This is a genomic window from Pseudomonas sp. GW821-FHT09C10 (assembly GCF_059418085.1).
Genome location: NZ_JBWKPE010000002.1, coordinates 15,473 through 28,658, shown reverse-complemented (window position 1 = coordinate 28,658; position 13,186 = coordinate 15,473). Strand labels below are relative to the sequence as shown.

The following is a 13,186-nucleotide window of genomic DNA, read 5'->3' as shown; positions in this document are numbered from 1 at the left end:
CTAAACGCGCCTCTCCCTTAAGGTAGGGCGCGAATAGACAACCGGCTGGCCAGGCAACCCTTGGCCGTCGACCCAAGACGGACGCTTATGAACCCGAATTTTCTTGATTTCGAACAGCCGATCGCTGACCTGCAAGCCAAGATCGAAGAGCTGCGCCTGGTCGGCAATGACAATTCGCTGAATATCGGCGATGAGATCGCTCGCCTGCAAGACAAGAGCAGCACGCTCACCGAAGACATCTTCGGCAAGCTGACCAGCTGGCAGATCGCGCGCCTGGCCCGCCACCCGCGCCGTCCGTATACCCTGGACTACATTCAGCACATCTTTACCGAGTTCGACGAACTGCACGGCGACCGCCATTTCTCCGACGACGCGGCCATCGTGGGCGGTATCGCTCGCCTGGACGACCAGCCGGTCATGGTCATCGGTCACCAGAAAGGCCGTGAAGTGCGCGAGAAAGTACGCCGCAACTTCGGCATGCCGCGTCCGGAAGGCTACCGCAAGGCGTGCCGCCTGATGGAAATGGCCGAGCGCTTCAAGATGCCGATCCTGACCTTTATCGACACCCCGGGTGCTTACCCGGGTATCGACGCCGAAGAGCGCAACCAAAGCGAAGCGATTGCCTGGAACCTGCGAGTGATGGCCCGCCTGAAAACCCCGATCATCGCCACCGTGATTGGTGAAGGTGGTTCCGGCGGTGCACTGGCCATTGGCGTCTGCGACCAGTTGAACATGCTGCAATATTCGACCTACGCGGTGATCTCGCCGGAAGGTTGCGCCTCGATCCTGTGGAAAACCGCAGAGAAGGCGCCGGACGCTGCCGAAGCCATGGGCATCACGGCCGATCGCCTCAAGGGCCTGGGTATCGTCGACAAAGTGATCGCCGAGCCATTGGGCGGCGCCCACCGCGACCCGGTCGCCGCCGCTGCCACTATCCGTGCCGAGCTGGGTTCGCAACTGGCAATGCTCAAGAAGCTGGATAACGAAGCGCTGCTGGCCCGTCGCTACGAGCGCCTGATGAGCTACGGTCTCTAAGGTCGCAGCAGCACGAATGTGGGAGGGGGCCTGCCCCCGATTGCTGAGTGTCAGTCACTGTATTCACTGGCTGATGCACCGCTATCGGGGGCAAGCCCCCTCCCACATTTGCTTTGTGTATGCTTGGCTTGGGTATTCCAGATTTGCGGCGGTAACCTGTGATGAAACCGACTTTATCCGCCAAACTCCTGCACGCCCTGGCCCCCTGGCGCAACGCCCCGGCTTGGCATATCGCCTTCTCTGGTGGTCTTGATTCAACTGTCCTGCTGCATCTCCTGGCCAACGCCGAAGCCCTTCCGCCTCTAAGCGCTGTGCATGTCCACCATGGCCTGCAGGCTGTCGCCGACGCCTGGCCAGGTCATTGCCAGTCGGTGTGCGACAACCTGGGCGTCCCCTTGCGGGTCATGCGCGTGCACGTGCAGCCCGGCGCCAGTCTTGAGCGTGCAGCGCGTGATGCGCGTTACCGGGCGTTTACCGAGGTGATCGGGGCAGGGGAAGTGTTACTCACCGGCCAGCATCGCGATGATCAAGCCGAAACGCTGCTATTCCGCCTGCTGCGCGGTGCAGGGGTGCGAGGGCTCGCCGCAATGCCTGCGCATCGCCCGTTGGCAGGTGGTTTCCTGGTGCGGCCGTTGCTGGAGGTCTCGCGCGCCGAGTTGGAAGCCTACGCCGATGAGCATCAACTCAAGTGGATTGAAGATCCTTCCAACACCGATCCACGTTTCTCCCGTAATTACCTGCGTCACCGCGTGATCCCGACGCTGACGGCGCGTTGGCCCCAAGCGGTCTCCAGCCTGGCCCGCACCGCCGAACACCTCGGTGAAGCCCAGGCGCTGCTGGGTGAACTGGCCTGCATGGACCTGCAAGCCGCCGATCAGCCTTCGCGGTTTCCTTGGTTGGTGTTGCCATCATTGGACCTTGGTCCACTGCGCGAACTTTCCGATGCCCGTCAGCGCAATGTCCTGCGCCATTGGCTGGCGCCGCTGACCCGTTTACCTGACAGCGACCATTGGGCCGGCTGGTATGCCCTGCGCGACGCCAAGGGCGACGCGCAGCCCTTATGGCGTCTGGCTGATGGAGATTTGCAGCGTTGCGGCGCACGCATCTGGTGGTTGCCTCGCGCCTGGTCGGAGTTTTCCCACGCATCGGTGAGCTGGCCTGATCCGCAAAAGCCACTAGAGTTACCCGGCAATGGCCTGCTGGAAATGAGTGGCAAGGTGCCTGAAGGCCCGCTGGAGGTCCGTTATCGCCAGGGCGGCGAAATGCTTGAACTACCAGGCCGAGGCCGGCGTGACTTGAAGCGCCTGCTTAATGAGCATGGTGTGCCGGGCTTCGTCCGTGGCAGATTGCCGCTGCTGTATCGGGGCGAGCAATTGCTCGGCGTGCCCCTCCTCACAGGACTCTGGGCCGCACCGAGTGAAGCTTGGCAATTACATTGGATGCCAGAGACCTGCGATCAAGGTTTGAGCTGATAGCGCCTTTCCGGTAGACTACGCTCCCTTCTTGATACAACTTCTGTGGATTCGCCTGAATCGCAGCAGTTGCCGATTACCAAGCAGTCTTTGCTGGGCGATTCCAAAAAATGTGTAGCGATCAACGTACCGGCAGTTTCACTGCTGGTCTGTCACAACGCGGCGGTTTTTTTGAAAGGTGCACTGTGATTAATGCAGGTGATCGGGGGCTTCGGCCTCTCTTCGCTTTCCCCGGCGGCTCGGACCGCTTTAACGCAGACTTCTAGGGTTTTTCATGACGCGCTACATATTCGTCACGGGCGGTGTTGTTTCTTCATTGGGGAAAGGCATTGCCTCCGCTTCATTGGCGGCCATCCTGGAGGCGCGGGGGCTTAAAGTCACCATGCTCAAGCTGGACCCGTACATCAACGTCGACCCGGGCACCATGAGCCCGTTCCAGCACGGTGAAGTGTTCGTCACACACGACGGCGCCGAGACCGACCTGGACCTGGGCCACTACGAGCGGTTCATCCGCACGACCATGACCCAGAACAACAACTTCACCACCGGCCGTGTCTACGAGCACGTGCTGCGCAAAGAGCGCCGTGGTGACTACCTGGGTGCAACCATCCAGGTGATCCCGCACATCACCGACGAAATCAAGCGCCGCATCATCAAGGGTGCAGGCGATGCCGACGTGGCGATGGTCGAGATCGGTGGCACCGTGGGTGACATCGAATCCCAGCCGTTCCTCGAAGCCATCCGCCAGCTGCGTTTCGAAGTCGGCGCCAAGCGCGCGATGCTGATGCACCTCACGTTGGTGCCGTACATCGCCACCGCCGGCGAAACCAAAACCAAGCCTACCCAGCACTCGGTCAAGGAACTGCGTTCCATCGGCCTGCAGCCGGACGTACTGGTATGCCGCTCCGACCACCCGATCGACATTTCCTCGCGTCGCAAGATCGCGCAGTTCACCAACGTTGAAGAACGTGCGGTGATCGCCCTGGAAGACGCCGACACCATCTACAAGATCCCGGGCATCCTGCATTCGCAAGGCCTGGATGATTTTGTGGTCGAGCGTTTCGGCCTGCAGTGCAACGGCGCGGACCTGTCCGAGTGGGAAGCCGTGGTTGACGCCAAGCTCAACCCTGAGCACGAAGTCACCATCGCCATGGTCGGCAAGTACATGGAACTGCTGGATGCGTACAAGTCGCTGATCGAAGCGATGAGCCACGCGGGCATCAGCAACCGTACCAAGGTCAACCTGCGCTACATCGATTCCGAAGACATCGAGAACCAGGGCACCGCGCTGCTCGAAGGTGTCGATGCGATCCTCGTTCCAGGCGGTTTCGGCCTGCGTGGCGTGGAAGGCAAGATCACTGCCGTGCAGTACGCCCGCGAGAACAAGGTGCCGTACCTGGGCATCTGCCTGGGCATGCAAGTGGCCGTTATCGAGTTCGCCCGTAACGTGATGGGCTGGAAAGACGCCAACTCCACCGAGTTCGACAGCAAGAGCGGCCACCCGGTCGTGGGCCTGATCACCGAATGGGAAGACGCCACCGGCGCCGTCGAAACCCGTACCGAAAGCTCCGACCTGGGCGGCACCATGCGCCTTGGCGCGCAAGACTGCCTGCTGGAGCCGGGTTCTCTGGTTCACGACTGCTACGGCAAGGACGTGATCGTTGAGCGTCACCGTCACCGCTACGAAGTGAACAACAACCTGCTGCCGCAAATCAAAGAGGCTGGCCTGAAAATCTCCGGTCGCTCCGGTGATGGCGCGCTGGTTGAAGTGGTCGAGGCCCCGGATCATCCTTGGTTCGTCGCTTGCCAGTTCCACCCTGAGTTCACCTCGACTCCACGCGACGGTCACCCGTTGTTCAGCGGTTTCGTCAAGGCTGCACTGACGCAACACCAGAAGAAGGCGTAAACCTGATGGCCCAGAAGATCATTCGCGTAGGCGACATCGAGATTGCCAACGACAAGCCCATGGTGCTGTTCGGCGGCATGAACGTGCTGGAAAGCCGTGACATGGCGATGCAGGTCTGTGAAGAGTACGTCAAGGTTACCGAGAAACTGGGTATCCCCTACGTGTTCAAGGCCAGCTTCGACAAGGCCAACCGTTCGTCCGTGACCTCCTACCGCGGCCCGGGCCTTGAAGAAGGCATGCGGATCTTCCAGGACATCAAGCAAGCCTTCGGCGTGCCGATCATCACCGACGTCCACGAGCCTGAACAGGCTGCCGTGGTCGCCGAGGTGTGCGACATCATCCAGCTGCCGGCTTTCCTGTCGCGCCAGACCGACCTCGTGGTCGCGATGGCCAGGACCGGCGCTGTGATCAATATCAAGAAAGCCCAGTTCCTCGCGCCCCAGGAGATGAAACATATCCTGAACAAGTGCGTGGAAGCGGGTAACGACCAGTTGATCCTTTGCGAGCGCGGTTCAAGCTTCGGCTACAACAACCTCGTGGTGGACATGCTCGGTTTCGGCATCATGAAGCAGTTCGAATACCCGGTGTTCTTCGACGTGACCCACGCGCTGCAAATGCCCGGTGGTCGCGCCGATTCCGCCGGTGGGCGCCGTGCCCAGGTACTGGACCTGGCCAAGGCCGGCATCAGCCAGTCCCTGGCGGGCCTGTTCCTCGAAGCCCACCCGGACCCGGACAACGCCAAATGCGACGGCCCATGCGCCCTGCGCCTGGACAAGCTGGAGCCATTCCTGGCCCAGCTCAAGCAGTTGGACGAACTGGTCAAGAGTTTTCCGACGGTAGAGACCGCGTAAGCGTTGATTCTCCGGTAGACTTTCCCACGCTTTACGCTCAGGCCTACGGGCCTGAGCCTTGTCGCCTGCAAGCCTGCCCCGTTGTTCCACCCTTGCGGTCGGTCAAAAGATTTCCTTCAGCTGCGTCGTTTTCGTCAACTTTGGAGTGTTTACAACAATGGCAAAAATCGTCGACATCAAAGGTCGTGAAGTTCTCGACTCCCGTGGCAACCCCACCGTCGAAGCCGACGTGCTTCTCGATAACGGCATCATCGGCAGCGCCTGCGCGCCGTCCGGTGCTTCCACAGGTTCGCGCGAAGCGCTGGAACTGCGTGATGGCGACAAGAGCCGTTACCTGGGCAAGGGTGTCCTCAAGGCTGTAGCCAACATCAACGGCCCGATCCGTGACCTGCTGCTGGGCAAGGACCCGCTGGACCAGAAAGCCCTGGACCACGCGATGATCAAGCTCGACGGCACTGAAAACAAAGGCAGCCTCGGCGCCAACGCCATCCTCGCCGTGTCCCTGGCTGCTGCCAAGGCGGCCGCCCAGGACCAGGACCTGCCGCTGTACGCCCACATCGCCAACCTGAACGGTACGCCGGGTGTCTACTCGATGCCGGTTCCGATGATGAACATCATCAACGGTGGCGAGCATGCCGATAACAACGTCGACATCCAGGAATTCATGGTGCAGCCGGTCGGCGCCAAGACCTTCTCCGAAGGCCTGCGCATGGGCACCGAGATTTTCCATCACCTCAAAGCCGTGCTGAAAGCCCGTGGCCTGAGCACTGCCGTGGGTGACGAAGGTGGTTTCGCACCGAACCTGGCGTCCAACGAAGATGCGCTGAAAGTGATCTCCGAAGCCGTGGCCAACGCCGGCTACACACTGGGCACCGACGTGACCCTGGCCCTGGACTGCGCCGCCAGCGAGTTCTACGAAGATGGCAAATACAACCTGTCCGGCGAAGGCCAGGTGTTCAACTCCGAAGGCTTTGCCGATTACCTCAAGGGCCTGACCCAGCGCTATCCGATCATCTCGATCGAAGATGGCCTGGACGAGTCCGACTGGGATGGCTGGAAGATCCTCACCGACAAGATCGGCGAAAAAGTCCAGCTGGTGGGTGACGACCTGTTCGTGACCAACACCAAGATCCTGAAAGAAGGCATCGACAAAAAGATCGCCAACTCGATCCTGATCAAGTTCAACCAGATCGGCACCCTGACCGAAACCCTGGAAGCCATCCAGATGGCCAAGGCTGCGGGCTACACCGCCGTGATCTCGCACCGCTCCGGCGAAACCGAAGATTCGACCATCGCCGACCTGGCCGTGGGCACTTCGGCGGGCCAGATCAAGACCGGCTCCCTGTGCCGTTCCGACCGTGTGTCCAAGTACAACCAATTGCTGCGTATCGAAGAGCAACTGGCCGGCAAAGCCAAGTACAACGGTCGCGGCGAGTTTCGCGGCTGATCGGTAAGTGGTAAAAAGTCGGTGGATTGCGTCGGAAAGATCACGAAGGTGCGAGTTTCGACGCTAATCTGATGGCTATCAAGCACAAGCCTGGTTCGTCCAGGCTTCGTGCTATCAGTTGCTGTAAAAGTTTTGCATGGCGTGTTTTTCCACTGGATACCCGATATTCGATGCGCAGTCCCAATTGGTTGTTCCTCGTCTTGCTCTTGTTGCTGGCTGGCCTGCAGTACCGCCTATGGGTAGGTAATGGCAGCTTTGCGCAGGTAAAAGACCTGACCCAGCAAATTGCCGACCAGCACGCCGAGAACGAACGCCTGCTGGAGCGCAACCGCGTCCTCGATGCCGAAGTGCTTGAGCTGAAAAAGGGTACCGAGACCGTTGAAGAGCGGGCCCGTCATGAGTTGGGCATGGTCAAGGAGGGTGAAACCCTCTACCAGTTGGCCCAATGAGTTACCGTTTGCCGGCCTTCTGGGCCGTGATACCTGCCGCGGGCGTCGGTGCCCGTATGGCCGCGGACCGTCCCAAGCAATACTTGCAATTGGGCGGGCGCACTATTCTCGAACACAGCCTTGGCTGTTTTCTCGACCATCCCAGCCTCAAGGGGTTGGTGGTCAGTCTTGCTGCTGATGATCCGTATTGGCCCGACCTGGCGTGTGCCGCTGACCCGCGTATCCAACGTGCGGACGGTGGTTCGGAGCGCTCGGGTTCGGTGCTCAATGCACTGTTGCAACTCAATGCCCTGGGCGCCGGCGATGACGATTGGGTGTTGGTGCATGATGCGGCGCGGCCTAATTTGAGCCGTGATGATCTCAACAAGTTGCTGGCCGAATTGGCGGACGATCCGGTGGGCGGCCTGCTGGCGGTGCCGGCCCGCGATACCCTCAAGCGCGTCGACAAGCAGGGGCGGGTGGTGGAAACCGTCGACCGCAGCTTGATCTGGCAAGCCTATACGCCGCAGATGTTCCGCCTCGGTGCCTTGCACCGCGCATTGGCTGACAGCCTGGTGGCCGATGCGGTGATCACTGATGAAGCCTCGGCCATGGAATGGTCCGGGCAGGCGCCGCGCTTGATCGAAGGGCGCTCGGACAATATCAAGGTGACCCGGCCGGAAGACCTGGAGTGGCTGCGGTTGCGGTGGGCGAATCGTCGTTAATCAACCGCTGTACTCCGGCCGTTCGGCCAAGCCCTCTTTCAAGAAATCCACCAACTTCCTGACCTTTGGGGATAAATGTCGCTGCTGCGGATACAGCGCCCACACCGCCGTATTCGGCGGCTGATGCGCCTCCAGCAGCGACACCAGCGCGCCGCTGTGCAGGTGCTCCAGCACATAATAGTCCGGCAGTTGGCACAACCCCACCCCTTGCAACGCCGCATCCAACACCGCTTGCCCACTGTTACAGCGCCAGTTTCCCTGTACCCGTTGGGAAAATTCGCGCCCGTCCTGGGCCAGCTGCCAAATATCCGAGCTGCCGATCAGGCAGTTATGTCGACTCAATTCCGACAAGCTATGGGGCCGTCCATATCGGGCCAGGTAGGACGGCGACGCGCACAGGTACATACGCCGAGGTGCGAGGCGGCTGGCAACCATGCGCGAATCCTGCAAGCGTCCCAGGCGAATCGCCAGGTCGAGGCCTTCGTGCACCAGGTCCAGTTGGCGGTTGCTCAATTCGATATCCACCCGCAATTGCGGGTACAGGCCCATGAACCGCGTCACCAGCGGCACGATGAAACGCTCGCCATAGGCCACCGCGCAGGTCATGCGCAACATGCCTTTCGGTTCGCTGGTGAGGTCGCCCACGGCGCGCAGGGCTTCTTCGCGGCCGTCCTGCAGGCGTTGGCAATGTTGCAAAAATGTCTGACCTGCTTCGGTCAGGGTCACCTTACGCGTACTGCGATACAGCAACCGCGTTTGCAGGCGCTCTTCCAGGCGTGCCACCTGGCGGCTGATGTGGGACGAAGACACACCCAGCCGCTCGGCGGCTGCCGTGAATTGGCTGCATTCGGCGACGGCGACAAATTCATCGATGCCTTCCCAACGGTTTTCCAGCACGTTGATTATCCCTGTACGGCAATAAAGTTTTGCTTTCGCCTGGATTATTAATCAACGAGCCATGTTTTACACTCACCGCCTCAGTTTTTAACCCGATGGAGAAACCCGGATGATCAAGTCCCGCGCTGCCGTTGCCTTTGAAGCCAAGAAACCCCTCGAGATCGTGGAAGTCGACGTGGCCATGCCCAAGGCGGGCGAAGTGCTGTTGCGTGTGGTCGCCTCCGGGGTTTGTCATACCGACGCCTACACCCTGTCCGGCGCTGACCCGGAAGGCATCTTCCCCTCCATCCTTGGCCATGAAGGCGGTGCGGTGGTCGAAGCCATCGGCGAGGGCGTGACTTCGGTGGCGGTGGGCGACCATGTGATCCCGCTGTACACCCCGGAATGCGGCAAGTGCAAGTTCTGCCTCTCGGGTAAGACCAACCTGTGCCAGGCCATTCGTTCCACCCAGGGCAAAGGCCTGATGCCGGATGGCACCACGCGTTTTTCCTACAAGGGTCAGCCGATTTTCCACTACATGGGCACCTCGACGTTCTCCGAGTACACCGTGCTGCCGGAAATTTCCGTCGCCAAGATTCCCAAAGAAGCGCCGCTGGAGAAGGTCTGCCTGCTCGGCTGTGGCGTCACCACCGGCATCGGTGCGGTGCTCAACACCGCCAAGGTCAAGCCGGGCGACACCGTGGCCATCTTCGGTCTCGGCGGTATCGGCCTGTCGGCCGTGATCGGTGCGGTCAAGGCTAAGGCCGGCCGTATCATTGCGATTGACATCAACCCGGCCAAGTTCGAGATCGCCAAGCAACTGGGCGCCACCGACTGCATCAACCCGAAAGACTATGACCGCCCGATCCAGGACGTGATTGTCGATTTGACTGATGGCGGCGTGGACTTTTCCTTCGAGTGCATCGGCAACGTGCAACTGATGCGTGCCGCGCTCGAGTGTTGCCACAAGGGGTGGGGCGAGTCGGTGATCATCGGCGTTGCCGGTGCCGGCCAGGAAATCTCCACCCGCCCATTCCAACTGGTGACCGGTCGCGTCTGGCGTGGCTCGGCGTTCGGTGGCGTACGCGGCCGTACCGAGTTGCCAAGCTACGTGGAAATGGCCCAGACCGGCGAGATTCCGCTGGACACGTTCATCACCCACACCATGGGCCTGGAAGACATCAACAAAGCGTTTGACCTGATGCATGAAGGCAAGAGCATTCGTACCGTCATCCACTTCTGAGGTCGGCCATGAGTCTGGAAAACCTGTCGTGCCAGAAGAGCTTCGGCGGCTGGCATAAACGCTACAAGCATCACTCCGATGTGCTCGGCTGCGACATGACCTTCGCCGTCTACCTGCCTCCGCAAGCGGAGCAGGGCGGCAAGTTGCCGGTGCTGTACTGGCTGTCCGGCCTGACCTGCACCGATGAGAACTTCATGCAGAAAGCCGGTGCCCAGCGCATGGCGGCGGAGCTGGGGTTGATCATCGTGGCGCCGGACACCAGCCCGCGTGGGCCCGGTGTACCGGGCGACCCGGACAATGCCTGGGATTTCGGCCTGGGCGCAGGGTTTTACCTGAATGCCACGCAGGAACCGTGGGCCAAGCACTATCGGATGCATGACTACGTGGTGCAGGAATTGCCGGCATTGGTCGAGGCGCATTTCCCGGCTTCGGACAAACGCGGTATCAGCGGCCACTCCATGGGTGGCCACGGTGCGTTGGTGTGTGCCTTGCGTAACCCCGGGCGCTACCTGTCGGTGTCGGCGTTTTCGCCGATCAATAATCCGATGGATTGTCCGTGGGGCCAGAAAGCCTTCTCTCGTTACCTGGGTGAAGAGCGCGCCAAATGGCGTGAATGGGATGCCTGTGTGCTGATCGGCGAAGCCTCGGAAAAGCTGCCGTTGCTGGTGGACCAGGGCGACCGCGACGATTTCCTTGCCGTGCAGCTCAAGCCCGAAGCCTTGCAGCAAGCGGCCAAGGCGGCCAGCCATCCGCTGGAACTGCGCCTGCAGCCCGGCTACGACCATAGCTACTTCTTTATCGCCAGCTTCATCGAAGACCATTTGCGACATCATGGTCGTGCTTTGCTCGGTTAATGTGAGGCAAAAGTAGGTAGAATCACGCCCTGAATTAAATCGGGGCGTTTTTTTATGCGTATTGGCCACGGCTACGATGTGCACCGTTTCGCTGAAGGCGATTTCATCACCCTGGGCGGCGTGCGCATTGCACACCACCATGGGTTGCTGGCTCATTCCGACGGCGACGTTGTCCTGCATGCCTTGAGCGATGCCTTGCTCGGCGCGGCGGCGCTGGGCGATATCGGCAAGCACTTTCCGGATACCGATCCCACCTTCAAGGGCGCGGACAGCCGTGTCCTGCTGCGCCATGTGGTCGGCCTGATCCATGCCAAGGGCTGGAAGGTCGGCAATGTCGATAACACCATCGTGGCCCAGGCGCCGAAAATGGCCCCGCATATCGAATCCATGCGCGCACTGATTGCCGCAGACCTGCAAATTGAATTGGATCAAGTCAACGTGAAAGCCACCACCACCGAAAAGCTCGGGTTCACCGGTCGTGAAGAGGGCATCGCGGTGCATTCCGTCGCCTTGTTGCTGCGCGCATGAACGACCTGCAACTGCTGGGCCCGCGTGCCTATGGCGAGGCCCTGGGCAGCGCGGTCCTGAAGGCCACGGCTGAAGATTTTCAGGTCGACGAAGTACTCGATATTCCGCTCAGCGGCGAAGGCGAGCACCTGTGGTTGTGGGTTGAGAAGCGCGGGCTCAATACTGAGGAAGCCGCGCGCCGTATTGCCAAGGCGGCTGGCGTACCGTTGCGCACTGTCAGCTATGCCGGGCTCAAGGACCGCCAGGCGTTGACCCGCCAGTGGTTCAGCGTTCAACTGCCGGGCAAGGCCGATCCGGACATGAGCGGTGCGGAAAACGACACCCTCAGGATTCTGAAAACCGCCCGCCACAAGCGCAAGCTGCAGCGCGGCGCGCATTCGGCCAACGGCTTTACCTTGCGCCTGACCCAATTGGCCGGTGATACCGCCGCCATCGACGCGCGACTGCAATTGATTGCCCAGCACGGCATCCCCAACTATTTCGGCACCCAGCGCTTTGGCCACAACGGTGGCAATGTCGTCGACGCCCGCGAATGGGCCGCGCGCAAGGCCCTGCCGGAGCAACGCAATGTGCGTTCGCGGTTGTTGTCCACCGCGCGTAGCTTCCTTTTCAACAAAGTATTGGCGGCACGTGTCGCCGACGGTTCCTGGCAGCGCGCGCAAGTGGGTGATCTGCTGGCGTTTACCGACAGCCGCAGCTTTTTTCCGGCGGGGGAGGCTGAGTGCAGCGACCCGCGCCTGGCGATCCTGGACCTGCACCCCACCGGCCCGCAGTGGGGCGAGGGTGATTCTCCGGCGACAGGTGCCACGTTTGAGTTGGAGCAGGCGGTTGCCGCCGGTGAAGCCGACCTGCGTGATTGGCTGGTGAGTGCCGGCATGAGCCAGGAACGTCGCATTCTGCGGCTGCCCATTGGCGGGTTGACGTGGCATTATCCCGGGCCTGACATTCTGCAATTGGAATTCGTCCTGCCGGCCGGATGCTTCGCCACTGTCTTGGTGCGCGAGCTTGTTGATCTGGTGCCGGTGGGGCAGACGGACAGCCCATGCGTATTCTGATATCAAACGATGATGGTGCCACCGCACCCGGCCTTGCCGCGCTCTATGCTGCGCTGCAGGATTACGCCGAGTGCGTGGTGGTTGCCCCCGACCAGGACAAGAGCGGCGCCAGCAGTTCGCTGACGCTCGACCGTCCGCTGCACCCGCAGGTTCTGGCCAATGGCTTTATCAGTGTGAACGGCACCCCCACCGACTGCGTGCACCTGGCGATCAACAGTTTGTTGGACCAGGAGCCGGACCTGGTGGTGTCGGGCATCAACCTCGGCGCCAACCTGGGCGACGACGTGCTGTATTCCGGCACGGTGGCGGCGGCGCTTGAAGGACGCTTCCTCGGCCGCACCTCGTTTGCGTTTTCGTTGGCATCGCGGCAACTGGACAACCTGCCCACCGCGGCCTATTTCGCGCGCAAGCTGGTGGAGGCCCATGGCGCCCTGGACCTGCCGCCGCGCACGGTGCTCAACGTCAACATTCCCAATTTGCCCCTCGACCACATTCGCGGTATCCAGCTTACGCGCCTGGGCCATCGCGCCCGCGCGGCAGCGCCGTTGAAGGTCGTCGACCCGCGTGGCAAGGAAGGCTACTGGATCGCGGCAGCGGGCGATGCCGAAGACGGTGGCCCAGGCACGGACTTTCACGCGGTGATGCAAGGCTATGTGTCGATTACCCCGTTGCAACTTGATCGCACCTTCAGTGATGCCTTCAGTAGTCTCGATGGCTGGCTGGAGGGGCTGCGCTGATGGCTCGTGAACAAGACGACCTGCTGCGC

General features: G+C 61.1%; 13 protein-coding genes. 12 read left to right on the top strand and 1 reads right to left on the bottom strand.

What is annotated here, in order from left to right; genetic code table 11:
* Positions 1-87: 87 nt before the first annotated feature.
* The 7 genes from AC07OT_RS03860 to ispD all read left to right on the top strand — a co-directional run bounded on the left by AC07OT_RS03860 (position 88) and on the right by ispD (position 7,864).
* Positions 88-1,035, top strand: coding sequence for an acetyl-CoA carboxylase carboxyltransferase subunit alpha (locus AC07OT_RS03860; RefSeq protein ID WP_065938779.1), 948 nt, complete (start codon positions 88-90; stop codon positions 1,033-1,035).
* Positions 1,036-1,196: 161 nt separating this feature from the next.
* Complete coding sequence (gene tilS / locus AC07OT_RS03855; RefSeq protein WP_495107534.1) at positions 1,197-2,507, top strand: tRNA lysidine(34) synthetase TilS; 1,311 nt, start codon at positions 1,197-1,199, stop codon at positions 2,505-2,507.
* A gap of 274 nt (positions 2,508-2,781) precedes the next feature.
* Positions 2,782-4,413 (top strand): CTP synthase, encoded by a 1,632-nt coding sequence (gene pyrG, locus AC07OT_RS03850; protein WP_053137224.1) that lies wholly within the window; start codon positions 2,782-2,784, stop codon positions 4,411-4,413.
* Positions 4,414-4,418: 5 nt separating this feature from the next.
* Positions 4,419-5,264: a 3-deoxy-8-phosphooctulonate synthase gene (gene kdsA, locus AC07OT_RS03845; protein ID WP_027604465.1), complete on the top strand. Its 846-nt coding sequence runs from the start codon at positions 4,419-4,421 to the stop codon at positions 5,262-5,264.
* A 157-nt stretch (positions 5,265-5,421) separates the two neighbouring features.
* Complete coding sequence (eno, locus tag AC07OT_RS03840) at positions 5,422-6,711, top strand: phosphopyruvate hydratase (RefSeq protein ID WP_027604464.1); 1,290 nt, start codon at positions 5,422-5,424, stop codon at positions 6,709-6,711.
* 170 nt (positions 6,712-6,881) lie between these two features.
* Positions 6,882-7,160: a cell division protein FtsB gene (ftsB, locus tag AC07OT_RS03835; protein WP_003172294.1), complete on the top strand. Its 279-nt coding sequence runs from the start codon at positions 6,882-6,884 to the stop codon at positions 7,158-7,160.
* The gene (gene ispD / locus AC07OT_RS03830; protein ID WP_495107533.1) at positions 7,157-7,864 is read left to right on the top strand and encodes a 2-C-methyl-D-erythritol 4-phosphate cytidylyltransferase; all 708 of its coding nucleotides are present in this window, start codon (positions 7,157-7,159) and stop codon (positions 7,862-7,864) included. Before ftsB ends, ispD begins: the two co-directional genes overlap by 4 nt.
* Here the strand turns inward: ispD and AC07OT_RS03825 are convergent, their stop codons facing one another.
* Entirely contained in the window at positions 7,865-8,761 is an 897-nt protein-coding gene (locus AC07OT_RS03825; RefSeq protein ID WP_027604462.1) for a LysR substrate-binding domain-containing protein, read from the bottom strand.
* 109 nt (positions 8,762-8,870) lie between these two features.
* Here AC07OT_RS03825 and AC07OT_RS03820 point away from each other — a divergent pair, with 109 nt between their 5' ends.
* From AC07OT_RS03820 to surE, 5 genes are read left to right on the top strand one after another with little or no spacing between them, the layout of a single operon-like run.
* On the top strand, positions 8,871-9,983 hold the full coding sequence (locus AC07OT_RS03820) for an S-(hydroxymethyl)glutathione dehydrogenase/class III alcohol dehydrogenase (protein WP_065926449.1): 1,113 nt from the start codon (positions 8,871-8,873) through the stop codon (positions 9,981-9,983).
* A gap of 8 nt (positions 9,984-9,991) precedes the next feature.
* Entirely contained in the window at positions 9,992-10,837 is an 846-nt protein-coding gene (gene fghA, locus AC07OT_RS03815; protein ID WP_065938783.1) for an S-formylglutathione hydrolase, read from the top strand.
* Between the two features lie 54 nt (positions 10,838-10,891).
* On the top strand, positions 10,892-11,365 hold the full coding sequence (gene ispF, locus AC07OT_RS03810; RefSeq protein WP_012722614.1) for a 2-C-methyl-D-erythritol 2,4-cyclodiphosphate synthase: 474 nt from the start codon (positions 10,892-10,894) through the stop codon (positions 11,363-11,365).
* On the top strand, positions 11,362-12,420 hold the full coding sequence (truD, locus tag AC07OT_RS03805; RefSeq protein WP_495107532.1) for a tRNA pseudouridine(13) synthase TruD: 1,059 nt from the start codon (positions 11,362-11,364) through the stop codon (positions 12,418-12,420). Before ispF ends, truD begins: the two co-directional genes overlap by 4 nt.
* Complete coding sequence (gene surE / locus AC07OT_RS03800) at positions 12,408-13,157, top strand: 5'/3'-nucleotidase SurE (RefSeq protein WP_027604459.1); 750 nt, start codon at positions 12,408-12,410, stop codon at positions 13,155-13,157. Before truD ends, surE begins: the two co-directional genes overlap by 13 nt.
* Positions 13,158-13,186 lie beyond the last annotated feature (29 nt).

What these genes read in the sequence shown, in the direction of transcription:
- AC07OT_RS03860 (WP_065938779.1), top strand. Translation starts at nt 88, where the DNA reads ATGAACCCGAATTTTCTTGATTTCGAACAGCCGATCGCTGACCTGCAA.
- tilS (WP_495107534.1), top strand. Translation starts at nt 1,197, where the DNA reads ATGAAACCGACTTTATCCGCCAAACTCCTGCACGCCCTGGCCCCCTGG.
- pyrG (WP_053137224.1), top strand. Translation starts at nt 2,782, where the DNA reads ATGACGCGCTACATATTCGTCACGGGCGGTGTTGTTTCTTCATTGGGG.
- kdsA (WP_027604465.1), top strand. Translation starts at nt 4,419, where the DNA reads ATGGCCCAGAAGATCATTCGCGTAGGCGACATCGAGATTGCCAACGAC.
- eno (WP_027604464.1), top strand. Translation starts at nt 5,422, where the DNA reads ATGGCAAAAATCGTCGACATCAAAGGTCGTGAAGTTCTCGACTCCCGT.
- ftsB (WP_003172294.1), top strand. Translation starts at nt 6,882, where the DNA reads ATGCGCAGTCCCAATTGGTTGTTCCTCGTCTTGCTCTTGTTGCTGGCT.
- ispD (WP_495107533.1), top strand. Translation starts at nt 7,157, where the DNA reads ATGAGTTACCGTTTGCCGGCCTTCTGGGCCGTGATACCTGCCGCGGGC.
- AC07OT_RS03820 (WP_065926449.1), top strand. Translation starts at nt 8,871, where the DNA reads ATGATCAAGTCCCGCGCTGCCGTTGCCTTTGAAGCCAAGAAACCCCTC.
- fghA (WP_065938783.1), top strand. Translation starts at nt 9,992, where the DNA reads ATGAGTCTGGAAAACCTGTCGTGCCAGAAGAGCTTCGGCGGCTGGCAT.
- ispF (WP_012722614.1), top strand. Translation starts at nt 10,892, where the DNA reads ATGCGTATTGGCCACGGCTACGATGTGCACCGTTTCGCTGAAGGCGAT.
- truD (WP_495107532.1), top strand. Translation starts at nt 11,362, where the DNA reads ATGAACGACCTGCAACTGCTGGGCCCGCGTGCCTATGGCGAGGCCCTG.
- surE (WP_027604459.1), top strand. Translation starts at nt 12,408, where the DNA reads ATGCGTATTCTGATATCAAACGATGATGGTGCCACCGCACCCGGCCTT.